Annotated in this window: 18 protein-coding genes and 1 tRNA gene; 4 read left to right on the plus strand and 15 right to left on the minus strand. The window is 55.7% G+C overall.

Features of this window, described 5'->3' with window-relative positions; all coding sequences use genetic code 11:
- The 3 genes from HMPREF2836_RS04460 to HMPREF2836_RS04470 all read left to right on the plus strand — a co-directional run.
- Positions 1–1,145 (plus strand): YncE family protein (locus tag HMPREF2836_RS04460; protein WP_141752117.1); only part of this gene is annotated, 1,145 nt, incomplete at its 5' end.
- Positions 1,146–1,723: 578 nt separating this feature from the next.
- Complete coding sequence (locus HMPREF2836_RS04465; protein ID WP_070629569.1) at positions 1,724–3,931, plus strand: LPXTG cell wall anchor domain-containing protein; 2,208 nt, start codon at positions 1,724–1,726, stop codon at positions 3,929–3,931.
- Between the two features lie 297 nt (positions 3,932–4,228).
- Positions 4,229–4,301, plus strand: a tRNA-Glu gene (locus HMPREF2836_RS04470).
- Positions 4,302–4,729: 428 nt separating this feature from the next.
- On the opposite strand, the gene HMPREF2836_RS04475 is transcribed toward HMPREF2836_RS04470, so the two are convergent.
- The 11 genes from HMPREF2836_RS04475 to msrA all read right to left on the minus strand — a co-directional run bounded on the left by HMPREF2836_RS04475 (position 4,730) and on the right by msrA (position 14,758).
- The gene (locus tag HMPREF2836_RS04475) at positions 4,730–5,575 is read right to left on the minus strand and encodes a DUF6318 family protein (RefSeq protein WP_070629570.1); all 846 of its coding nucleotides are present in this window, start codon (positions 5,573–5,575) and stop codon (positions 4,730–4,732) included.
- Positions 5,576–5,748: 173 nt separating this feature from the next.
- Positions 5,749–6,453 carry a DUF6318 family protein gene (locus HMPREF2836_RS04480; RefSeq protein WP_070629571.1) on the minus strand — a complete coding sequence of 235 codons (705 nt, stop codon included), beginning with the start codon at positions 6,451–6,453 and terminating at the stop codon, positions 5,749–5,751.
- A 174-nt stretch (positions 6,454–6,627) separates the two neighbouring features.
- A complete protein-coding gene (locus HMPREF2836_RS04485; RefSeq protein WP_070629572.1) occupies positions 6,628–7,338 on the minus strand; it encodes a DUF6318 family protein in 711 nt (236 codons plus the stop codon).
- A 192-nt stretch (positions 7,339–7,530) separates the two neighbouring features.
- The gene (locus HMPREF2836_RS04490; protein ID WP_005507528.1) at positions 7,531–8,298 is read right to left on the minus strand and encodes a DUF6318 family protein; all 768 of its coding nucleotides are present in this window, start codon (positions 8,296–8,298) and stop codon (positions 7,531–7,533) included.
- Between the two features lie 106 nt (positions 8,299–8,404).
- Positions 8,405–9,205 (minus strand): DUF6318 family protein, encoded by an 801-nt coding sequence (locus HMPREF2836_RS04495; RefSeq protein ID WP_005506301.1) that lies wholly within the window; start codon positions 9,203–9,205, stop codon positions 8,405–8,407.
- A 39-nt stretch (positions 9,206–9,244) separates the two neighbouring features.
- Positions 9,245–9,997, minus strand: coding sequence for a DUF6318 family protein (locus HMPREF2836_RS04500; protein ID WP_070629573.1), 753 nt, complete (start codon positions 9,995–9,997; stop codon positions 9,245–9,247).
- 250 nt (positions 9,998–10,247) lie between these two features.
- The gene (locus HMPREF2836_RS04505) at positions 10,248–11,018 is read right to left on the minus strand and encodes a DUF6318 family protein (protein WP_070629574.1); all 771 of its coding nucleotides are present in this window, start codon (positions 11,016–11,018) and stop codon (positions 10,248–10,250) included.
- A 260-nt stretch (positions 11,019–11,278) separates the two neighbouring features.
- Complete coding sequence (locus tag HMPREF2836_RS04510; RefSeq protein WP_070629575.1) at positions 11,279–12,064, minus strand: DUF6318 family protein; 786 nt, start codon at positions 12,062–12,064, stop codon at positions 11,279–11,281.
- 265 nt (positions 12,065–12,329) lie between these two features.
- Entirely contained in the window at positions 12,330–13,118 is a 789-nt protein-coding gene (locus HMPREF2836_RS04515; RefSeq protein ID WP_083309164.1) for a DUF6318 family protein, read from the minus strand.
- A 140-nt stretch (positions 13,119–13,258) separates the two neighbouring features.
- Positions 13,259–14,023 (minus strand): DUF6318 family protein, encoded by a 765-nt coding sequence (locus HMPREF2836_RS04520; protein WP_070616697.1) that lies wholly within the window; start codon positions 14,021–14,023, stop codon positions 13,259–13,261.
- A gap of 213 nt (positions 14,024–14,236) precedes the next feature.
- Positions 14,237–14,758 (minus strand): peptide-methionine (S)-S-oxide reductase MsrA, encoded by a 522-nt coding sequence (msrA, locus tag HMPREF2836_RS04525; protein WP_070629576.1) that lies wholly within the window; start codon positions 14,756–14,758, stop codon positions 14,237–14,239.
- Between the two features lie 98 nt (positions 14,759–14,856).
- Here msrA and HMPREF2836_RS04530 point away from each other — a divergent pair, with 98 nt between their 5' ends.
- Positions 14,857–15,789 (plus strand): Nif3-like dinuclear metal center hexameric protein, encoded by a 933-nt coding sequence (locus HMPREF2836_RS04530; RefSeq protein WP_070629577.1) that lies wholly within the window; start codon positions 14,857–14,859, stop codon positions 15,787–15,789.
- Between the two features lie 119 nt (positions 15,790–15,908).
- Here HMPREF2836_RS04530 and HMPREF2836_RS04535 read toward each other — a convergent pair whose 3' ends face one another.
- From HMPREF2836_RS04535 to HMPREF2836_RS04550, 4 genes are all read right to left on the minus strand, one after another.
- Entirely contained in the window at positions 15,909–17,537 is a 1,629-nt protein-coding gene (locus HMPREF2836_RS04535; protein WP_070629578.1) for an S-layer homology domain-containing protein, read from the minus strand.
- Positions 17,538–17,876: 339 nt separating this feature from the next.
- Positions 17,877–19,448 (minus strand): gluconolactonase, encoded by a 1,572-nt coding sequence (locus HMPREF2836_RS04540; protein ID WP_070629579.1) that lies wholly within the window; start codon positions 19,446–19,448, stop codon positions 17,877–17,879.
- Between the two features lie 275 nt (positions 19,449–19,723).
- Positions 19,724–21,292: an S-layer homology domain-containing protein gene (locus HMPREF2836_RS04545; RefSeq protein WP_070629580.1), complete on the minus strand. Its 1,569-nt coding sequence runs from the start codon at positions 21,290–21,292 to the stop codon at positions 19,724–19,726.
- Between the two features lie 367 nt (positions 21,293–21,659).
- Positions 21,660–23,195 (minus strand): S-layer homology domain-containing protein, encoded by a 1,536-nt coding sequence (locus tag HMPREF2836_RS04550; RefSeq protein ID WP_070629581.1) that lies wholly within the window; start codon positions 23,193–23,195, stop codon positions 21,660–21,662.
- Between the last annotated feature and the right edge of the window lie 302 nt (positions 23,196–23,497).

Consider the following 23,497-nt stretch of genomic DNA (forward strand, 5'->3'; position numbering starts at 1 on the left):
AGCTGTACGTGCCCGAGCGCACCGGCGGCAAGCTCTTCGTCGTGGACACCAAGACCTTCAAGGTTGAGAAGACCATCCAGACTCAGGGTGAGGATTCCACCGTTGAGGTTCGCCCCTCCGACGTTGCTGTGGACCACTCGCTGAATGAGATTTACGTTTCTTCTCAGGGTGTGAAGGGCGTCAACTCCGGTATCTCCGTGTACGACCTGACCACCGGCGAATTCAAGAAGTTCGTCAAGTTCGGCACTCAGGCGCTCGCTCTGGAGCACGATGAGGACCGCGACCTGGTGTACGTAACCGACTTCGGTACCGGCAAGGTGGCTGTCTTCGACGGCCGTGCTGACGAGGTCATCGGCGAGGTTGAGATGAACGGCGCAGCCGCGAACGACGTGACCCTGCTCAAGGACGGCTCCGTACTGGTTGTTGACAAGAAGGACCGCGACGAGAAGGTGACCCTGCCCTACGTGCTCAACGGCACCACCGGCGAAATCACCACCGCCAGCGAGTACACCACCCTGCCCACCAAGGATCGCCAGGGTAACGACGTTCCCGCATCGGTTCAGCAGCTGAAGGCTAACTCGATTCTGAAGTTCAAGGTTGGCGTGAAGGACACCGACGCGAGCGCAGCTCCGGTGGGTATCACCCCGACTTCGCTGGATTTCGCGGGTTACCCGACGGTGACCGGTGTGAAGGCTGAGGAATCGAAGCCGGCTGACCCGAAGGCTGAGGACAAGAAGGCTGAGGACAAGAAGGCAGAAGATAAGAAGTCTGAGGACGCTAAGTCCGAGGATAAGAAGTCTGACGCTAAGTCCGAGAACACCGCAGAGGCTAAGGACCAGACCTCCAAGGATCAGGCATCTCAGTCTGATTCGAAGTCTGACTCTAAGACCGGTGCACAGGACTCCAAGTCTGCTCCGGATGCTGTGAAGGCTGATAAGTCCGGTTCGGCTGTGAAGAATGGCGGTTCCGATTCTTCCCTCGGTGGTTCCTCGGTAGCTAAGAGCGACGCAGGCTCCTCGCAGGCTGGCTCTTCGCGTGGCGCTTTGGCGAACACCGGTGCTAATGCTGTGATGCCGCTGGTTGCTTTCGCTTCTGTGGCTCTGATTGCGGGTGCTGCTCTGGTGATGCGCCGCCGCAAGGCATAAGCGTAGCGTTTAGTTTTCGGGCGTAAATGCTCGATGTAACGCGTGAGAAGGCGGGTATTTTCTCTTTCGGATTCTTCGAATCTGGGGGAGGGGTACCCGCCTTTTGTGTGCCCGCTTGGGGTTATTCTGGGTAACTTATACAGTAAATATTTATATATGTGCACACGCTTGTAAAAATATAGGTTTTGAATGTCGAGAAAATGTGTAACCCGTGGTGAATATCGCAGATGCACCTCACCTAAACTTTTACATTAATGTGTAAATATAAAAGCATCACAATACCCCCTGGCAACCAGGGTTTTTGCCCGCAAGAGCAAGGAAAAACCCTGAAATCGCCTCAACCTTCACGTGATACTGAAGGTGAATTTGGGGGTCGCTCATAAAAACACAAAACACACCCACGTCGCTGCTTGTATTTTCCTGGGAAAACACTGAGGATTAGAAGGTAGGTAAATTTATGCGTTACCTGCATTTCTGCTTTTCGTGCCGTCGAATATGTCACCGCATATTCACGGGTGTCTCGTTAGCATTCGCATGCGGCATGTGAGCACTTCCGTTACACATTTGAAGGACACACATTGAACCTCACTCCCTCCTCGGGTAAAGCACTGAAGGGGCTCGCTGTTGGCTCCCTGGCGCTCGCAATCTCCGGCGCAGCCATGATCCCTGCCTCCTTCGCAGCACCGAATACCGCACATCAGACCGCTTCCTCCAGCGCCTCGGTTCCTTCCACCGCATCGCTGAGCCGCGTTGTTGACACCTCCGCGTCCGTCGCGCAGATTACCCAGGGTCTGCCCGGCCAGTACCAGGTTGCATACTCTAAGGCGACCAACAAGATTTGGATGGTCGGCGTGGGCGCCCGCGGCGACCTCGCCTCCACCATTGCTCGTGTCAACGCAGACACTCTTCAGATTGAAGAAGTGGCGGCGCTTCCCTTCGAGCTGGATAAGAACGGCGAATTTGGCTACATTTCCGCGTATGGCATCACTGTTGATGACGTGTCCGGTACCGTGTGGGTTACTAACACCACCGACAACTCCCTGTCTGTGTTCGACCAGAGCACCATGGAGCAGATTTGGACTAACCACGGTATCTCCGAGAGTGACCCGAACTGGATTGAGCACCCCCGCTCTGTGCTGGTGGATCACAACTCCGGTAAGGTGTTCGTGACCGGCCGCTACTATGTGTCCGCAATCGACATGAAGACCTTCGAGGTCACCAAGTTGCAGCTGGAAGGTGCCCCCAACGGTGGTACCCGCTACATCGGCATGAACATGACCGTTGACGGCGACAAGCTGTACGTGCCCGAGCGCACCGGCGGCAAGGTCTTCGTGATCAACACTCATACGTTCAAGACCGAGCAGGTTATTCAGACCCGCGGCGAGAACTCCTCCGTTGAGGTTCGCCCCTCTGACGTCACTATTGACCACTCCGAGAACGAAATTTACGTCTCCTCGCAGGGTGTGGATGGCGTGAACTCCGGTATCTCCGTCTACGATCTGACCACCGGTGCGTTCAAGAAGTTCGTCAAGTTCGGCACCCAGGCGCTGTCCATGGAGAACGACGAGGGTCGCGACCTGGTGTACGTGACCGATTTCGGTACCGGCAAGATCGCTATCTTTGACGCTAAGACCGACCGCGTAATCGGTGAGGTTGAGATGAACGGCGGTAAGGCTAACGACCTGACCGTCACCGAGGACGGCTCCGTCATCGCAGTGGACAAGCAGGATATCGCTAACACCACCGCGGCTGTGCCCTACGTGCTGAACTCGAAGACCGGCGACGGCACCATGACCGACACCTACACCTCCAAGGCGACCGTGGATCGTAACGGCAAGGCTGTTCCTTCCTCGCAGCAGAAGCTGGTTCCGAACTCCATCGTGAAGTTCTACGCCGAGGTTTCCGAGGGTGAGTTCACCTCCACCGCGACCATTAACCCCGCTAAGGTTCCCTTCCAGGGCTACCCGAAGCAGGCTACCGCAGTGCTGATTGACCCCACCCTGAACTTCGCTGAGGGCACCGTCGACATTACCCGCCCCTACACCTTCCACGTCTCCGGCTACGACTTTGAGAAGCCCCCGGCAGAAGGTATTCGCCTGTTCCTCGTCAAGGAAGGCGAATGGTCGATGGGTTACGACAAACTGACCGATAGCGAACTGGCAAACATTCAGAAGGTCTCCACTGTCGTTCCTGCGAGCGCGTTTGTCTACAACGCACGCACCGGCAAGTACTCCTTCGAGGCAACTCTGCGTGTTCCGGCGAACACCATGCAGTACAGCCAGGGCTACATGCTCGGTACCGTCACCGCTGGTTCTGATGTGGCTACCAACCGCAATTACGATTCGGCTGTTTCGCTGATTGTTAACGATGCGAAGGATGCCGGTAATGCAGATAATCGCGACGAGGCTGACGAGCCGGCATTCCCGACCAATGCTTCGGCATCGCCTTCCGCATCTGCTGCAGTAGAAAAGAAGCCGGCAGCTGAGCAGCCTAAGGGCGAACAGTCGAAGGGTGAGCAGTCGAAGGCTGAGGAAGCTAACGACCAGCTGGGAACCACCGCGAAGACCGCGCCGCTGAAGAACTCTTCTTCGGTGAAGTCTGAGGGTCAGTCTAAGGGCTCCGGTTCGGATTCTCAGGTGAGCGCTTCGGCGACCAAGTCTGCGCCTCAGAGCAAGGGCTCGCTGGCTAAGACCGGTGCTCAGAATGTTCTGAGCCTGGCTGCTGTTGGTGCGTTTGCGCTGATTGCTGGCGCCGCTGTGATGGTGCTTCGCCGCCGTAAGGCATAGTTTCTTGCTCTAGTTTGAGCGGATGCGCCCCGTACACTGTGCGGGGCGCATTTTTGTGCCCTGATACTGTCGTGCTTGATTGAGCTGGAGGTAGGCGCGGCGGGTGCTTGAGGCAGCCTGCTTGAGGTAGTCGGGGGAATGCCTGGTGTAGCTGGAAAAGAGTCTGTGCCGGGGGTCTTGCACTAAGTGTAAAATATGTGATTCAATTCACCACTTTTCGATTTGGTTGTTTCTGGGAACCTCTGTATAGTTATATGTGTTGCCAGGGAGACCTGGTAAAAGAGATGTAAATCTCATGGCCCCATCGTATAGCGGCCTAGTACTCCGCCCTCTCACGGCGGCAACACCGGTTCAAATCCGGTTGGGGTCACACTAGGAAATAAACCCTCAGTCTTCTGGCTGAGGGTTTATTTGTTTATCGGGCAAAACTGAGCCCAGATTCTATGGTGCCGCCGTGAGCCTCTCACGGCGCCGCTCCTTACGTCGCGGCACTCCGGGGCATGATGGATTTCCTCGCACGCTCGGCATCATGCCCCGCCACTTCTTACGGCGTGGCATTCGGACGCATAATGAAATCCCTCGCGCGCTCGGCATTATGCGCCCTCATCACCGTACCCATCCGGTTGGGGTCACACTAGGAAAAAGCCTTGATTTTTCGGAATCAAGGCTTTTTTGTTTATATCTGTCTTTATTCAAGAAAGAATAAAAGCGAAAAGCCACATGTGTTTCGAAAAGCAACCATAATGGTGGCTTCTCGAAACACATGTGGCTTCTCAGCGGTATAAAGGGGATCTGAATCTACTGTGCCGATGCCTCAGCAGAAGCAGTGGTAGCCTCCGCAGAGGCAGAACCCTCAGCCGAAGCGCTCGGGCTCAGCGACGGAACCGGCGAAGCAGAAGCAGTACCCGGAGCGCGACGCACCATACGCCAAGTGCCGTCCTGGTAATGCGCCACAATCTGACCAGCCACCGGCTTACCGGGGTACTTGAACACCTCAGTCAGAGGCTGCACACGATCATTGGTCTTGCTGTACACGCCAGCACCCTCAGCACCATCAATCACCATATCGGTTGCCCAAGTGTAGTAGCCGGTGCGGGTATCCTTGGTCGGGCGGTCAGCAGTCAACGACAGAACCATCGGACGCTCCGAACCAATAACCCAGCCGGTCTCCGAAGCGTACATGCTCTGGAAGAACTCAGCCACAGTCGAGTAATCGCCGGTGTGGTCAATGTTCGTGAAGCGTGCACCGTCACCGGTCAGCAGCAGGTAGTTCAGGGTAGCCTGCCAGTACGCAATGAACGCGTGCAGACCCTCAACACTGTTCTCACGCAGCTTCGCCGGCTCCACGGGAATCGCGACGTTCACTGCCTTGTGCTCCTTGGTGCCGGGCTCAAAAGTGCCGGTGGAGGAGTAGTCGGCAAGAACGACCTCACCCTTCATGCTGGGGCCGGGTTCAATGGTGGTGGTTGCCTCCGCGGTGGGGGAGACGGATGCGGTAGCGCTCGCGGATGCCGAAGACTCGGGTGCGGATGCGCTCGCGGTTGCTGAAGATTCGGAGGACTTTGAGGAACATGCGGCAAGAAGTGCAGCGGTGCCCAGGCCCAGTGCGGTCAGGGCGGTGCGGCGGGTATACATGGTAGACATGGGGCTCTTTCTGAGGTGAATAAAGTATGTGCCGGTATTGAACTAATTCCAGAATATCGCAGGGGAGCGGCCAGCCCAATGTTGTGTGCGCCTTCAATGCCGTAAAAGCGGCGGTAGATGACGAAAAACACGGGGCACAGAGATTTTCGCACGACTACGATATGACCGGGGTTCTAAATGGAGGTGCCGGAGCTGCTCGCGCTTGAGCTGGGTGAGCTCGTTGTAAGTTTGGCTGGTTCATTCCGAACCGTCCAGGCACCATCCTGATACTCCAAGATAAAGAAGAACTCATAATCACCGGGGCCGCTACTCAATGAGGCCATGGTGAGTTCCCTGCCATCTGTGTAGTGAATCTTTGCTTCCTTGTTATACCGGCCAACACCCAGCCAGCGGTACTGTTGTTCGTCAACCTTCTGCGGAGCGTCCTCGGTCAGCTCTGCTGAGAACGGCGCATCAGTACCGTACACCCAGCCAGTGTTCTTCTCATAAAATTCGACGAAAGGTTCGGCCTTGTAGATATCATTTCGGTTTATATCCACAGCCTTAAACGGCTCAATGTCGCCGGTAATCATAAGGTAATTGAAAGAAGCCAACCAGTAGTTTATGGCAGCGTACATGCCCTCCGTCGTTTTGGCTTTCATCTCTGCAGGAGGGGCAGGCTTGGGTGGATTCTCCGCCTTTTTCGAGCTGGTTGCGGGAATGTAGGTGCCGCGTGATTCGTAGCCGTTGAACTTCAAGTCGCCCTTGTAGGAGCGCTGTGTATCGGGCGTGCTCTGGTTGCTGAGCGGGCGAATATCGCTTGCGCAGGCGGTCAAGGAGGCGAGCGCGGCGGTGGCGGCGATGCCAAGGGCGGCGCGTCGGGTCACGAAGGTAGACATAAGGTACCCTTCAATAGATTATCGGTGTATCTATTTCAGAGTACCTTAGTGTATTTGGATATGTTTATGATTTCTTGGGGATCAAACCTGGGAAAATGCTACAAAAACTGCGTTAGCTAACGAAAAGTGCTGTTTGTTAGGTGTACGTGGTGTCGGTGTCTATGCCACTGCATCCTAAACGTTGAGGCCAGAATTGCTTCCGCCCGAGGAGTCGGGGGTAGCTGTCGAAGAGCTTTTCGTCTCAATGGTGACCATCCACGTATTGTTCCGATAATTCAACACAAAAGTGACCTCATCATTAGCAGAGCTGCCGCTCGTATCTGCAATGTGAATATCCCTGTCCTCCGGTACGTAATGGAGAACGGCGGCCTTATGGTTACGGCCAATACCCTTCCAACGGTACTGCTCATCGTCAACCTTCTGTGGAGTCTCATCGATCAGCTCAGCCAAGAGCGGCGTATCGGTGCCGTACATCCACCCCTCATCCTTCGCGTACAAGTCTACGTATATCTTCATCTTCTGTACGTAGATACCGTCTAGGTCCACGTCCTTGAACGGGGCAGCGTCGCCGGTAACCGTCAGATAGTTCAGGGCTGCGAGCCAGTAGCCCAGCGCCGCATACATGCCCGAGATCGTCTTCGACTTTATGTTCTCAGGAGGAACGGGCATGGGCGGGTTCTCCGCCTTCTTCGTGGTGCTTGCGGGGCGGTAGGTTCCGGTGGACTTGTAGCTATTGAACTTCAACTCGCCCTTGTAGGGGCGCATCGGGTCAACTATGCTCGGGTCCTCCAGCGGGCGAATATCACTTGCGCAGGCAGTCAGGGAAGCGAGCGCGGCAGCGGTAGCAACGCCCAGGGCGGTGCGGCGAGTAACGAAAGTAGGCATGAGAACCCCTAAACGGTTTGTCAGTGTATTTTTAAGCGTACCCGAAGGAACTGACGCATGTTCAAAGTCCGCTCATGAACGCTTAAGGGAACATCGCCACCGCACGTAGGTAAAGAGGAAGCCCCCGCATGCAATCTCAACTGCATACGGGAGCTTCCCTCACTTTTAGAACCAGCCGCTTAGAGGCGGGTTTTAGGCGCTAGCGCTGCTCTTCTCGGAAGAGGATGCATCAGCATCCTCATCACTGAGCATGTACCACGCGCCGTCCTTGTAGTCCGCCGCGAAGTTGGTTGCCTCGCTCTTAGTGGATCCATCGACTAGGGGAGCGGGGTCCTGACCCTCAATGTGGATCTTCGCGTTGGGGTCATAGATGATGCGTCCGAGCCAATCGTAGCGGTTGGGTCCGCCCGCGACCTTCTTCGGGGCGTCGGTCAGAAGCTGAACGGTAACCGGCGCATCCGTGTCGTATACCCAGCCCCTGCCGGAAGAGTAGATGATAACAGCATTGCTGCCCTCGTTCGCATAGTGGGAGTACGGGTCCGCCTTCTTGAGCGGCTCGTAATCGCCCGTCATAAACATGTAATTGAAGCTCGCCAGCCAGTAGCTGAGGAACTGGTACATGCCTTCAACGGTTGCCTCGTTCATCTTCTCCGGAACAACAGGCTTCGGCACGTTCTGTGCCTTCTTTTCAGCCGTGGCAGGAACGTACTCGCCGTTCTTCTCGTACTTGTCGAGCTTCACCGTGCCCTTATACGACTTCTTGCCGGAATCAGCGGCAGACGCTGAAGCGGATGCGCTCGCAGATTCAGAAGCACTTGCCGAAGGCGAAGCCTCACCGGAAGGAGAAGAAGAGCTATCAGCCAGCGGGCGGATATCGCTAGCGCAGGCAGTCAGCGCTACAGCCGCACCGGCACCGGTAGCAGCCGCTAGTGCGGCACGTCGAGAAAGAAAAGTTGCCATGAAAAATCCTTAAGTAGTGCGTAGGGTCATGGGCCTAAGCCATAAATCTTATGCGCCTGTAAGCGAGGTGAATCCCCGCCCCTAAGACGGACTCAGCAAAGATGCTCTAGGCATTCTTAGCGTTAGCCTCATCGGATGCTTTGGTGCTCGGGCTCGCAGAGCCTTGTCCATGTACCTTGGTGGGGTAAGTGAACCACTTGCCGTCCTGATACGACAATTTCAGGTCGGAAAGCTCAGGCTCCATGGAAGTGTTCTGGTACATAGGCCTGTTTCCCTTACCCTCAACATGCATCATCGCCTTAGAGTCCTTGGATAGCGTGATACGCCAGTAGTAGAGGGAGTCGCTACCCGATACCTTCTCAGGTTGCGGGGTCATAATCTCAGCCTGAAGCGCATGCTCCGAACCGTAAAACCACCCCTCATTGGACTCATAAAAAGTCACGTAATCATGGAAAGACTTCACATCCCTGCCGGAGGGGTCAGCCTGCTTCAACGGCTCATCGTCACCGGTGAGCACCAGATAGTTGACGCTGGCAAGCCAAAAACTAAAGGCAGAGTATGCGCCATCAATGGTTTTCTCATGCATATTCGCCGGAGGGAGGGGCTTGGGCACATTCTGCGCCTTGTGCGTCTCATCCGCGGGGACGTACTCGCCCTTCTTCTCATAGTTATCGAACTTTACCGGCCCCAGATAAGACTTCTCAGAAGAACCATCCGCAGAGGATGAGCTAGCAGAAGCGGAGGGGCTAGCAGAGGCGCTAGAATTTGCTGAAGAGGAAGCCTCTCCAGAAGCAGACGGGGAGCTATCAGCCAACGGACGAATATCGCTGGAGCAGGCACTCAGCATCGTAATAGCGCCCGCACCGGCAGCTAGTAGGGCAGCACGCCGAGAAAGGAAAGTCGTCATCAGAAATCCTTAAGTGGTGAGTATCAGAAGGAGCGGAATTTAACTGTTATTGTCCAAGAGCATGCGCCACATGCCCTCTTTGTACTCCATGATGAACTTCGTCGTGCGAGGAATCGTCTTTTCCTCCTCAACGATAGTCGCATCAGGCTCACCCTCAATGTGGTACTTAGCGGCAGGATCATAAGCAACAGTCACAAGCCATTCATAACGGTCCTGCTTATTAGCAACCGGCTGAAGCTCATTCTCCGCAATCTCAATCTTGTACGGCTGATCCGAACCGTAAATCCAACCCAGACCCGACTCGTAGAGCTTAATCATGGTCCTAGAGTTCCTCAAAAAAGCCTTCGCAGGATCCGCCTTCATCAGCGGCTCAACATCGCCGGTCAGAATCAGATAATTCTGGGAAGCAAGCCAATAACCCATCAGAACGTAAGCACCCTCGGGGCTGTTCTCCTTCATCTTCTCCGGGATAAGAGGCTTCGGCACGTTCTGCGCCGGCGCCTCCGCACTCGCCGGAATGTAGGTGCCGCTCCGCTCGTAGTTATTGAACTTAATCGGGCCCACGTATGAGCCGGGCGTGTGATCATCGGTAGGAGAAGGTGACGCCGAGGCGCTCACAGAAGAGGAAGCCGCGCCAGAAGTAGCGCCAGAAGCAGCATTAGAAGCCGAACCAGAGGAACCGCCGGAACCCTGCGACAGCGGACGAATATCAGTAGCGCACGCAGTCAGCGCTGCAAGAATACCGGTCGCACCCACGCCCAGGAGAGTACGTCGAGTGAAGAAGGTAGTCATCGGAAGCCCTTCGTTGGAACCAATACAGAACAGATAAAAACACCATGCGCCAGAGCAGGCGTAGACGCCCTGTAAAGACCTATCAGTACGTCAATGTATACACCTTTAAGGTTACCCGAGAGCCACCAAATAGCCCCGTGACCACTTCGAATGTTCAGAAAATTAAGACCCCACACCCAGCGTTTTACCAGGTGCGGGGTCTTCCATCATGAGAAGTCAGCATGCGAGGGAACCTTCAGCAATACGGCAACTATGCGGCGCTAGACAACTCCCACTTGCCGTCCTTGTAATCCAGTCGGAACCTCGCCACCTTCTTCTTCGACTCATCAGCGCTCGTCGCCTTCTCCGGCTGACCATTGTAATGCCGCATCATCTTGGGATCCATATAGGAATAGCCCTCCCAAATAAAGCGAGTATTATTGCTACCCGGCACCTCACGGGGCGCATCCGTCAGCAGCTCAACAATATACGGAGTTTCCGTACCGTACACCCAACCCAAACCCGACGCATACAGCTTAATCGTGCTGGGATACTTCTCCCAGCCGTAACCATCATGGTAAACGATCTCAATTGGACCAGGGTTACCCGTCATCATGAGGTAATTCAAGCTCGCCAGCCAGAAACTCAAGAAAGCATACGCACCATCAACGCTGTGCTCCTTCATATTCGCCGGAGGAACAGGCTTCGGCATATTCTGAGCCATCTGCGTAGCGCTCGCCGGAACGTACTCACCGGTCTTCTCATAGCTATCAAACTTCATTGGACCCTTATAGGACTTACCCGAAGACGGAAGGCCCGAGGCTACAGAAGCACTCGCAGACGCCGAAGCAGAAGGAGACGCCGATGCGCCAGCAGACGCCGATGCAGACGCAGATTCGGAGGTGGTCGCCGCCTCCGACGGAGAAGCCGAGCCGGTACTGCCAGCCAGCGGGCGAATATCGCTAGCGCACGCAGTCAACGCAGAAAGTGCACCCGCAACAGCAACACCCAGAGCGGTACGTCGAGTGAAGAAAGTAGTCATCGGAAGTCCTTCGTCGGATCCTTCACCCACAAAGCCGTCAGCACGAGGCTCAAACCTGCAGGTAAAGACCATATGTAGTACGTCAATGTATATACGTTAAGCGTACCCGAGGCACTCTCAGCCGACCCCGAACACCCGCAGGGTTTCCCCCTGAGTGTTCCCTGGGTTTTTGGCAAAAGAAACCCCCACCCACGGTGCATGACCGCAGGCGGGGGAGAAGCCTATCTTAAACCGTTAGGCCTGAACCGTTAAGGTGAGGTCTAGACAGAAGAAGAGTTAGAAGAAGAACCGGAAGCCGCCGAAGAAGAGCCCTCATTGCCGGTAAGCATAAACCACTTACCGTCCTTATACTCCACAGCAGCCTTCATCAGCTTGCCGTTCGGGCTAGAAGCCGTCTTAAAAGGTAGGTCAGACTTACCCTCACGATGAATCTTCGCATCTGCGCTGTAGTTCATGTAGCCCGGCCAGTAGTAACGGGTGCCGCTACCGGAAGGCTTCTGCGGTGCACTACTAATCAACTCCATAGTAACCGGGGTGTCCGTACCGTACATCCAGCCCAGATCACTCTCGTACATCAACGTAAATTCCTGCAGGCTCTTCGCATACACATCTGCAGGGTCAGCCTTCTTCATCGGCTCAGCATCACCGGTCATCAGCACATAGTTGAAGCTCGCCAGCCAGTAGCCAATGAACGCATACATGCCATCAACACTCTGTTCGTTCATGTTCGCCGGAACGAGAGGTTTGGGCACATTCTGTGCCTTCTTCTCAGCCGTGGCAGGAACGTACTCACCCTTCTTCTCGAAGTTATCGAACTTCACAAGGCCCTTATAGGACTTGTCAGAAGAGGAAGACGAAGCCGATGCCGAAGCGCTCGCGGATGCGCTTTCGGACGCACTCGCCGAGGCCTCACCGGAGGGGGAACTATCAGCCAGCGGACGGATATCGCTAGCGCACGCAGTCAATGCCGCCAGTACGCCGGCACTGGTAGCACCCAACGCCACGCGACGGCTCACACCAGCAGAGACGGGGGAAGGGCTCATCATTATCAGCCTTTCAAAAGAAGTCAGCAAAGGAAATTGAGTGAATTGACACCTCCATCATACCGGCAAACACGCAGATACCCGGCAGTAGCCGTCATCGAGTGCCGATGACAAAGCAACCTAATACCGCTGCAAAGCAATCTAAATGCCGCAGCAAAGCATCACCGAGTTCCGGCATAAAGAAACCCCCGCCCACGGTGCATTACCGGGGGGGGGGAGAGAGAGAAGCCTATCTTAAGCCGTTAGACCTTACCCATAGGATAGGTGCTTAGACAGAAGAAGAACTCGAAGAAGAATCGGAAGCCGCCGAAGAAGAGCTCTCATCGCCGGTGAGCATAATCCACTTACCGTCCTTGTACTCCACACCAACCTTCGTCAGTTCCCGCGAGCTATCCTCCATAAAGGGTTCATCAGGGCCCTGACCTTCAGCGTGAATCTTCATGTCTGCGCTGTAACTCATGTATCCCAACCAGTCATAGCGAATTCGGCTACCGGAAATTTTCTGCGGTGAATCAGAAAGCAACTCAAGAGTAATAGGAGTATCCGCACCGTAGAGCCAGCCCGCATTATTTTCATAGGCAACCGTCAAATTCCGGTAATTCTCCAGTGCATCCGCAGATTCAACCTTCTGCAGCGGCTCAGTATCGCCGGTCATTAGCAGATAGTTGGAACTCGCCAACCAATAACCAACGAACGCGTAAATACCGTCAACGTTCTGCTCGTTCATGTTCGCCGGAACGAGGGGCTTGGGCACGTTCTGCGCCTTATGAGTGGCGGTCGCCGGAACGTACTCGCCGTTCTTCTCGAAGTTATCAAACTTCACGAGGCCCTTATAATGCTTGCCGGAAGAAGCAGAAGGCGAAGCGCTAGCTGAGGCACTAGCTGAAGCGCTCGCGGATGCACTAGCAGAACCGGAAGTAGAGTTAGACGCCGAGCCATCAGCCAGTGGGCGAATATCGCTAGCACAAGCGGTCAACGCGGCAAGTGCACCAGCGGCGGTCGCACCCAGCGCCACGCGGCGGCTCACACGGGTAGATATGGGGGAAGGGCTCGTCATTATCAGCCTTTCAAAAGAAGTCAACAAAGGAAATAGAGTGAGTTGACACCCATATCATACCGTAAACACGCATATAGATATCAAATGTTACTACTTATATCCTTTTGCGAAGAAAGGTCTAAAAAGCTGCAATTAGCGCACTAGGAAGCCGAAGTGCTCGCAGAACCCGAGCTCTTACCAGCATCCTTATCCTTCTGGGTACTCATAAACCAAGCACCCTCCTTATACTCCACAACAATCCTCATCGCCTGACCCTGAGAATCTTCTGCCCTAGCCAGCGACTTATCGCGGTTATCACCCTCCGTCAGATGCCTCTTCGCATTCTGATCAACCAGGGAACGAGCACGCCAGAAATAACGAATACGGTCGCCCTCAACCTGCGTGGGAGTATCCGTCAACAGGTACACAGACATCGGCTCACTCGTATCGTAAATCCAGCCGCGACCCGTCTCATAGAGCTTAACCATCGGCTCAAGCTCCTTATAGTATTCGCTACTCGGATCCGTCTTCTTCAACGGCTCAATATCACCCGTCAACGCCAAATAATTAAAGCTAGAAATCCAATAGCCAATCAGCGCATAAATACCGTCAATGCTCAGCTCCTGCACCTTCTCCGGCATAATCGGTTTGGGCACATTCTGCGCCTTCTTCTCAGCCGTGGCAGGCACATACTCGCCGTTCTTCTCAAAGTTATCGAACGTGACCTTACCCTGATACGACTTATTCGCAGACGGCAACGTCGACGAAGCAGAGGGGCTCGCGCTCGCTGACTCAGAGGTGGCAGCATCAACCGGCGGATGCACCGTACGCGCACACGCAGACAACACAGCGGCAAGACCAACACCGCCCGCACCCAACACGGCGCGGCGGCTCAAGGCGACGGGCTTAGAAGAGGGGCTAGTCATCAGCAGTCTTTCGGTGAGGTCAACGGATGTGGGGAGTGAGTCGACACCCCCATCATACCGGGCGCACCTTATAGCAACCGTAAAGCACCGGCGAATAACAAATAGTCGGGCGCATATGAAGACACCCCATAGCTGCCACACAACAAAAGACAGCTACGGGGTGAACAACGTAATACGCCTCGGCTGAACCGGGCCCACCGGCTAGCAGAGTAGTTAACGGAGCAGATGCGCAAAATTACGGCGCGCGTGAGCCACCTTCGGGCTTACCACAAACGCACAATAGCCCTGCGCCGGGTTCAACGCGTAATAGTTCTGGTGATATTCCTCAGCCTCATAGAACACGCCCAGGGGCTTAATCTCCGTAACGATGGGGGAGGGGTACAGCTGCTGAGCACGCGCCACCGCACGCTCAAACGCCTCACGCTGCTGCTCATCCGCGTAGAAAAGAACCGAACGGTACTGCGAACCGGTATCCGCGCCCTGACGATCCCAGCTGGTCGGGTCGTGGCTCGTAAAGAAAATATCCAACACCGTATCCAGGTCAATCACCTGCGGGTCAAAGCTGAGCTTCAGCGCCTCCTGATGGCCGGTCGCACCCGAGCACACCGAACGATAATCAGGGTCGGGAGTCTCGCCACCCGTGTAGCCGCAGACGCTCGCCTCAACCCCGCGGAACTGGCGGTATACCGCATCCAGGCACCAGAAACAGCCGCCGGCAAGAACAATATCAGTCATGATTCCTCCTTGAACTGTAAAACCATGCTACCTGAAGAACACTGCAGGGCTGCATAATATTCCTGAGTTACCGCCGCGCCACCTGCCACAATAGAGGTATGACTGAAAAACTAGAAACCCCCACCCTCGCAGAAGTCGTTGACGCCTTCCACACGCTCTTCCCGCCGCAGCTCGCCGCCGGATGGGACGCCTCCGGCCTCGTCGCCGGTCGCGCCGCCGCCAAAGTGAACACCGTGCTCTTCGCAGTAGACGCCCTCACCGCCACCGCCGAAGAAGCTGTAGCCGAAGGCGCGCAGCTACTCATCACCCACCACCCGCTGCTGCTTCGCGGCGCAAAGTTCATCCCCGACAGCGACTACAAGGGCAACGTTCTGCACACCCTCATCGAAGGCGGATGCGGCCTGCTCGGCGCACACACCAACGCAGATGCCGCCGTCGAAGGCGTAAACGAAGCACTCTGTGACGCTATCGGCCTCATCGACCGCGAACCGCTCACCGAAGCGCAGACCCAGGTACTCGACGAGCAGGAACACGCGGTGGGCACCGGCCGCCTCGGCACTCTGCCCGAAGAAATCACCCTCAAGGAGCTTGCAGAACGCCTCGCTGCGGCACTACCCGCAACCGCCGGTGGCCTGCGCATCGCCGGACGCGCCGACCAGCCGATCCGCCGCGTCGCCCTCTGCGGTGGTGCCGGTGACTCCCTCTTCGACGCTGTGCGCGCCACTGACGCGCAGGTGTACATTACCGCCGACCTGCGCCACCACCCCGCCAGCGAATTCCGCGAAACCGCACGAGTTGACGGTAGCAACATCGCCCTGATTGATTGCTCCCATGCAGCTAGCGAATCCCTCTGGCTGCAGTCGGCGGCAAACCGCCTGCGCGCCCTGCTCGCTGAGCGCGGCTTCGCTATCGAAACGAAGCTGTCCGCACTGAACACCGACCCGTGGGACTTCACCGTCTCCACCGGCGTGGCAACCGGTCAGGACGCGCACTCGGCAAGCACCGCCGCAGCCCCCGCATGGGAACTCTAGGGCGAGAATTCTAGGGGAGAGAACTCTAGAAGAATCCGCGCAGATTCCCTCAATGCGTAAGAGCCCGGGCACCCCGTCCGTTGTGACGAGGTGCCCGGGCTAGAACCGGCTCGGTCTACTTAGTTAGCAATGCGATACAGGCCGGTAGTGGTAGGGTGCATAACACGATGCCAGTAATAGAACGTTATCCAGTCCAATTCAATGCGGGTCACAGCATGATTCGGTTCAAACATGCCGGTCTCGGGAGTAATAACATTCTGCTGGGTAGCCCACAGAATCTCACGGTAGAACGCGGAATCCGGCGTAACATCCGGGAAGGACGAAACACCCGATACTTCCGGTGAACCAGACGCACGGTAAATCATTGCGGCAACGGTTGCATTCGTGAGACCGTCCTCCGCGTGGAACTTTCCGTCAGGTCCGCCGAAAGTAACGCCCTTTTCACGAGCCCAAATGTAGGCGGCGTAGTTCGGATTGTCCGTCTTCACATCCGGCCACGGAGAGACTTCAGGAAGGTCCACCTTGGGGCTGCCCTTCATCTCATAAAGGGCGGAAGCCAGCTCACCGCGGGTGGCAGGCTGCTTCTGTTCCTCGTCGTTCAGCGATGTCGAAAAGTACATACGTTCCTCTACGGGTACGTAAGCATTCGTGAACCGCTGGACACCCTCAAACTTCAAATCCTGGTGCGCCAAAAGAACGCCGCGGTGCTCCGGGGCAAAACCCACCATCGGCGTGATGAGAGTCTTATCCGTCTTGCTGGGGTAACCGTAGTCGCTCCACGCCTCAATGACGTACTGCTTGGACGGATCCAGCGTGTTCGCGGGAATCTTGAGATTGACGAAAGCGAAGCCTCCCTCCAGGCCCGTCTCGTATTCATCATCACCGTGGGCGTAACGCTTCATCTCGCTCATAACCAGGACGGGGGAACCCGTGCCCTTCTCGCGAATGACGTACATCATGCCCTCAACGCCGGGGATGTCAGTCCCTACGAAGCCCTGACCCTGAATCAGCAGCTCCTGATCCTTCGTGGTGTCCTTCAAAGCGTCGTATTTCAACTTAGGTGCGAAGGTGTCGAAGTGATAATCATTGGTGCTCAGACCGTGATGCGTCACAACGTTCTTGCGAGCCCAGATATCCTGAACGGTCGACTGCGGCTGGCCCTCGGGCTCGGCGAGGATGCCAACCTCGTAACGCACCTTGTCCAGAGTCATATCCGGGAAATACTCCGTGAGAGTGTAGTAACTCGGCAAAGTATTAGCCTCAACATTCAGAGGGGCGACAAAGGTGCCGTCATCGTCAATGGTGAAGTCCTTGCCCTCTTCAAACCGCAGAAGAGTGTCGGTAATCTGCAGAGCGTTATAGGGGACGTTCTCCTCGGGCGCGATGTAGATGACAACCTTGCCGTGCTGCTCCCGCCACTCCTTGGTGAAGCCGGTGCCCAGAACCGTAATTTTACTGTCCTCACCGGTGTACAGGCCGTCGCCCTCTTGCTTGAAGACGTCACGGCCGTCCTGGTAGTAGTAATCCTCATAGACAACGGTGAAAGACGGCTCATCCGCGACATCCTGAGTTGCAGGGGCGGGGGTATTGGCAGTCGGTGCGTTAGCAACGGGCGCGTTTGCGGTGGGCGCTGCGTCCTGGGCTAACGCCGGGGTCAGCGGCAGGACCATCACGCCCGCCAGTGCGAGTGCGCTACAATTCCGAGCCGCGCGGAGGAATGAAGACTTAGAGTTCGGAAGTGAGGACATAAGACATCCTTAAAGTTGTTTCTCGCAGGGCTCTGCGGGCTCAGCAGTGGGTAGGGAGCTCACCGTTGAATCCGCACACACCCTATGAGAAAAGTGGTTGAAAGCCCCGTCGGTTTCGGGGATATTCTCACCCTATCAAAGCGTTGAACGATTGTCAGGAAACACTCAAGGAGTACTTTAAGGTTTCGAGAAATCTCACACAGCGGTAGCTGTTAAAAGCTGAACCCCGTGCTCCCGAACAGAAAACCATTCGGGAGCACGGGGAACCAGAGAGTTATCCGACGCGCCGCACGCGCCCTCAAGGTAAAACCCGAGGGGATGCGGGCGGTCTAAACGACCTTACTTAGCGCGAGCCTGGAACGCCTCAATCAGAGTCTCCAACTCACCATGAGTCACCATGTACTGAGCATCGAAAGCGCCGTTAGCGTTCAGCACCACCTTGTTCTGCTGAGCCCACAGAATCTCACGGTAGAACGCCGAACCGGGAGCCACATCACTGTACGGGGAGTCGCCCTTAACCGCAGGCGAACCAGCCGCACGGTAGGTGAACGCCGCAACGGTAGCGTTCGAAATGCCTGCATCAGCATGGAACTTGCCGTCCGACCAGCCGAAGGTAATACCCTTCTGACGAGCCCACACGTACGCGGGGAAGTTCGGGTCGGTGGTCTTCACATCCGGCCAGGGAGAAGTTTCAGGCAGCTTCACCTCGGGGGTGCCCGCCTGAATGTACAGGGCAGCTGCGAGCTCACCGCGGGTAGCGAGGGTCTCCAGCTTCTCGTCGGAAGGATCAGGGTTCTGGTTATCGTCCTCATTGGGGTCCTGAGCGTTGGGCAGGTTAGCATCCCTATAACCGTTCGTGCCGTTCAGGTCCAGGTCCTGCCATGCGAGTAGGGTACCGCGGCCCTTGGTGGACCTGCCCACGACCGGTGCGATCAGCTTGCCGTTATTGCCGTAACCGTCATTAGCCCAGACCTCAATCACGTACTTCTTCGAAGCATTCAGAGTGTTTGCCGGAAGATTCACGGTACCGTTCAGGTTGCCATCACGGTACGCCGAAGACTGGGTGGGGTGGTCAAACTCGATAATGTCGCTGGTTGCCAGAACCGGGGTGTTCGAGCCCTTCTCACGAACCACGAGCTGAACGCCCCTAACGGAGTGAATATCGCCGTTAAACCCCTGGCCACCAACGTTCAGATCCTGTGATTTTGCGGGGTCAGTCACAGCGTTGTAACCCAGGCGCGGTGCGAACGGCGCCGGCTTCTCGCCCATAGTATTCAGCACCTGGGTGCTCACCACGTTCTTGCTGGTCCACAGCTCCTGAGCGGTCAGCGGCTTCTGATCCTTCTGTTCAGCAACCACGCGAATTTCGTAGAGGACATCGTACTTGGTGCCGCCGGTCGGGTCGTGGAAGTTGTCATCATCGATGAAGTAGTAGGCAGCAAGCTTGTACGCCTCAACCTTCAGGTCAGCCTCAAAAGTGCCGTCATCGGCAATGGTGAAGTCCTGACCCTCCACGAAGCGCAGCATCTTCGAAGTCGGAATCTCGTAGCCAGAGGGCGCGTAGTTCGCGGGGGCAATATACAGCGCCACGGTGCCGTGCTGAGCACGCCACTCCTTGGTGTAACCCGCACCCTTCACATGAACGGTACCGCCCTCAGTCGTGACGAGGACGGGGTTCACACCGTCGTACTTGTAACCGTCAGGGATGGAAACCTCAAGGGTCGGGGTAGCCGCAGCGTCCTGGTCGGCTACCTGCGGGGTAGCGGCAGCAACAGCGGCATCAGCGGCAGGAGCTGCATTCTGAGCCAGTGCCGGGGCCAACGGCAGAACCATAGCACCAGCCAACGCCAGCGCGCTGCAACCCTGAGCGGCGCGGAGGAAAGAATATTTAGAATTCGGAAGCGAGGACATAAGACATCCTTAAAGTTGTTTCTCGCAGGGCTCTGCGGGCTCAACGGCGGGTAGGGAATTCGCCGTTGAATCTGCACACACCCTATGAGAAAAGTGGTTGAAAGCCCCGTCGGTTGCGGGGACATTTTCACCCTATCAAACCCTCAGGTAGATGTCAGAGAACACTCAAGGGAAGCTTGAAAGTTTTGAGGCGTTTCACAGGTTAATCAGCCGGTAAAAGCTGAACCCCGTGCACCCGGTGAGAAGAAGACTCTCAGGATGCACGGGGTTATGACTCAGACTAGAACCAGCCCACCATAGTCAGTGCGGTTCTGAAAAATGAACATCATCTGCTCCAGCTCACCACGATTTACCATCGTGGTCGCCTCAAAAATACCCCTCTGCGGGTTAATGACACCATGCTGAGCAGACCACAAAATCTCACGGTAGAAGGCGGAACTCGGATTCACATCCGTAAACGAAGAAACACCGGAAACAGCTGGGGAACCTGCTGCACGGTAGGTGAACGCCGCAACAGTAGCGCGTGAAATACCTGCATCCGCATGGAACTTACCATCAGACCAGCCGAAGCTGATGCCCTTCTCACGAACCCAAATGTACGCAGCGTAGTTCGGGTCGTCTGTCTTTACATCCGGCCACGGGGAGACTGCAGGGAGGTTCACCTTGGGGGCGCCAGCTTGAAGGTACAGTGCCGCAGCTAGCTCACCGCGAGTAGCGCGCTGCTGCTGTTCCTCATCGCTAAGCTTTGAGAAGAGGTGCTTATACTTGGGCTTGGGTAAAGATACATTCGTGAATTCCTTAAGACCTTCAAACTTCAGGTCCTGACGGCCCATAAGGACACCGCGGTGCTCCGGCGCTAAACCCACCAGCGGTGTAATCAGAGTCTTATCCGTCTGGCTGACATAGCCATAGTCGCTCCATGCTTCAAGGACGTACTGCTTAGACGGATCCAGAGTGTTCGCGGGAATTTTGATGGTTTTGTAAACAGCATTTCCCCACAGCTGAAGTGTGCCATTGCCACGATCGTAGTAGCGCTCCATCTCGCTCATGAGCAGGACGGGGGTGCCGGTGCCCTTCTCTCGAATCGTGTACATGACACCCTCACGGCCGGGGAGTTCATTCGCGCTGAAACCCTCACCCTCAATCATCACCTCCTGATCTTTCGCGGTGTCCTTCAGGGCATCGTACCTCCAATGGGTCCCGATAATTTTAGGATGGCGACGGGCATATATCGGCTGGTGGATAGCTACATTCTTACGAGCCCAAATATCCTCAATGGTCGGCCACGGCTGATCCTCGCCCACGGTAAGGATGCCAATCTCATAACGCACCTCTTCCCAGCGGAAATTCGGGGCATCATAACGGATGGGGTCGTAGAAAGTAGCCAAGTCGCCATATTTGATAGTCAGGGTGGCCTCAAAAGTGCCGTCATCGGCAATAGGGAAACGCCAACCTTCTTTAAAGAAAAGCACCGACGTTGAAGGCTCAGTGTTGCCGGGACGATCTTTTGTGGCGGCAATGTAAAGGACTGCCTTGCCGTGCTGCTCACGCCATTCCTTGGTGAGGCCGGTGCCCCTCACCGTAATTTCGTTGTACTTATCGGTGTACAAAGCCGCACCCTCCCCATAATCAATGGTGAAAGACGGGCCATCCGTGACGTCCTGAGAAACCGGGGAAGCGGTATTGGCAACCGGCGCGTTAGCGACAGAATTGTTAGTGACCGGTACTGTATCCTGAGCTAGCACCGGAGTCATCGGCAGAACCATCGCGCCAGCCAACATGAGCGCGCAACAACCCTGCGTTGCACGGCGGAATGAAGACTTAGAACTCGGAAGTGAGGACATAAAGCATCCTTAGGGTACGTCCCATTGGATGTTTGCAATTCCTGCAGGATGATTTCCGGCCGATTCTTCACCGTCGAAGTTGCGCTGACCCAATAAGAAATTCGTTGATTATCCCCGTCGGTTTTGGGGGTAGCCTCAGCATATCAAACCCTTAATGAGAAGTCGTGAGAAATCTCAAGGAATAGTTGAAAGTTTTGAATTCTGTGCCGCAATGATTCCGCGAGCACCCAAAAATAGGTGCAGAAAAAAGCAGAGAAAACGGGCATAGAAAACCCCGTGTTCCCGAATAGAAAAACCATTCGGGAACACGGGGTATTCAGCTTAGAACTAGTCCGTCTTACATAGCGCGGTTCTACCCTGCACCGTTCTACTTGGCGCGGTTCTGGAAGTTGAACAGCATCTGCTCCAATTGACCACGATTCACCAGATCCGTCGCATTAAAAGAGCCGAAATCCGGATTAATGACATACTGCTGAGTGGACCACAGAATCTCACGGTAGAACGCAGAACCCGGCTTCACATCGGTAAAGGAAGACACGCCCGATACAGCCGGGGAACCCGCTGCACGGTAAGTGAACGCTGCAACGGTGGCGTTCGAGATGCTTGCCTCCGCGTGGAACTTGCCATCAGACCAGCCGAAGGTGATGCCCTTCTGACGAGCCCAAATGTAGGCGGGGAAGTTCGGGTCGGTGGTCTTCACATCCGGCCAGGGGGAAGTCTTAGGCAGATTCACCTTGGGACTACCAGCCTGAGCGTACAGAGCCGCAGTCAACTCGCCGCGAGTAGCGCGCTGCTGCTGCTCCTGGTAGGTGAGCTTCGAAATCAGGCTCTTGTACTCTCCCTTAGGTACGGTAGCATCCGCAAAGTCCTGAACACCCTCAAACTTCAGATCCTGACGGCCCATAAGAACACCGCGGTGCTCCGGCGCCAAACCCACAATCGGGGTGATGAGGGGCCTGTCCTTCTTGGTGAGGTCGTAGTCGTAGTCGCTCCACGCCTCAATGACGTACTGCTTAGACGGATCCAGGGTGTTTGCGGGGAGCTTGATGGTGCGGTAAAGAGTGCCTCCCTCCAGGCGGGTTACGCCATCGGGACCTTCATAGTAGGACTTCATATCGCTCATCGCCAGGACGGGGGTGCCGGTGCCCTTCTCGCGAATCACGTACATGGCACCCTCACGGCCGGGCAGCTCCTCACCAACGAAACCCTCACCCTGAATCAGCAGTTCCTGATCCTTCGTGGTGTCCTTCAGGGCATCATACTTCCACTTAGGTGCCATGACTTCAGGATGGTAGGCGCGGGTGTACATCGGGTGGTGGGCGATAACGTTCTTGCGAGCCCAAATATCCTCAATGCTCGACTGGGGCTGGCCCTTAGCCTCGGTCAAAATACCCGTCTCGTAACGCACCTCATCCAGGGTGATACCCGGGAAATAATCAATGGGAGTGTAGAAGCTCTCCAGAGCCTTAGCCTTGATGGTCAGCTTCGCCTCAAAAGTGCCATCATCGGCAATGGTGAAGTCCTTACCCTCTTCAAAACGGAGCATCGACGTGGAAGGCTCAGCGTTACCGGGGCGGTCCTTCGTAGCAGCAATGTAGAAGACAACGGTGCCGTGCTGCTCACGCCATTCCTTGGTGAAACCGGTACCCTTCAGAGTCACGGTGCCACCCTCGCCGGTGTACAGAATGCCGTCATAATCAGCGGAGTACGTCGGCTGTGCCGCGGCGTCCTGAGCTACCGGCTTGGGGGTCACAGCATTTGCCGCCGGTGCATTAGCAACAGGTGCCGCATCCTGGGCGAGTGCCGGAGTCATCGGCAGAACCATAGCTCCAGCCAGCACCAGTGCGCCGCAACCCTGCGCCGCACGGAGGAAAGAAGACTTAGAGTTCGGAAGCGAGGACATACATCATCCTTACGGGTCGTACCCATCGGGATGATGCGGTTTCATAGGGTTTCTGGGGTGAGAAATCTCCGTTGAATCTGCGCCAACCCAATGAGAAAAGTGGTCGAATATCCCCATCGGTTTCGGGGACGTTTTCACCCTATCAAAGGGTTGAACAGATGTCAGGAAACACTCAATGGAGACTTGAAGGTTCTGAGGGTTTTCACAGGTTGACCAGCCACTAAGAACTGAGAACCCAGCACGCTAAACTCAGCAAACTAAACCCCGAAAACAGAACCCCGCGCTCCCGAATAGAAAACCAT

The sequence above is a fragment of the Rothia sp. HMSC065C12 genome, from assembly GCF_001812085.1.
Lineage (GTDB): Bacteria > Actinomycetota > Actinomycetes > Actinomycetales > Micrococcaceae > Rothia > Rothia mucilaginosa.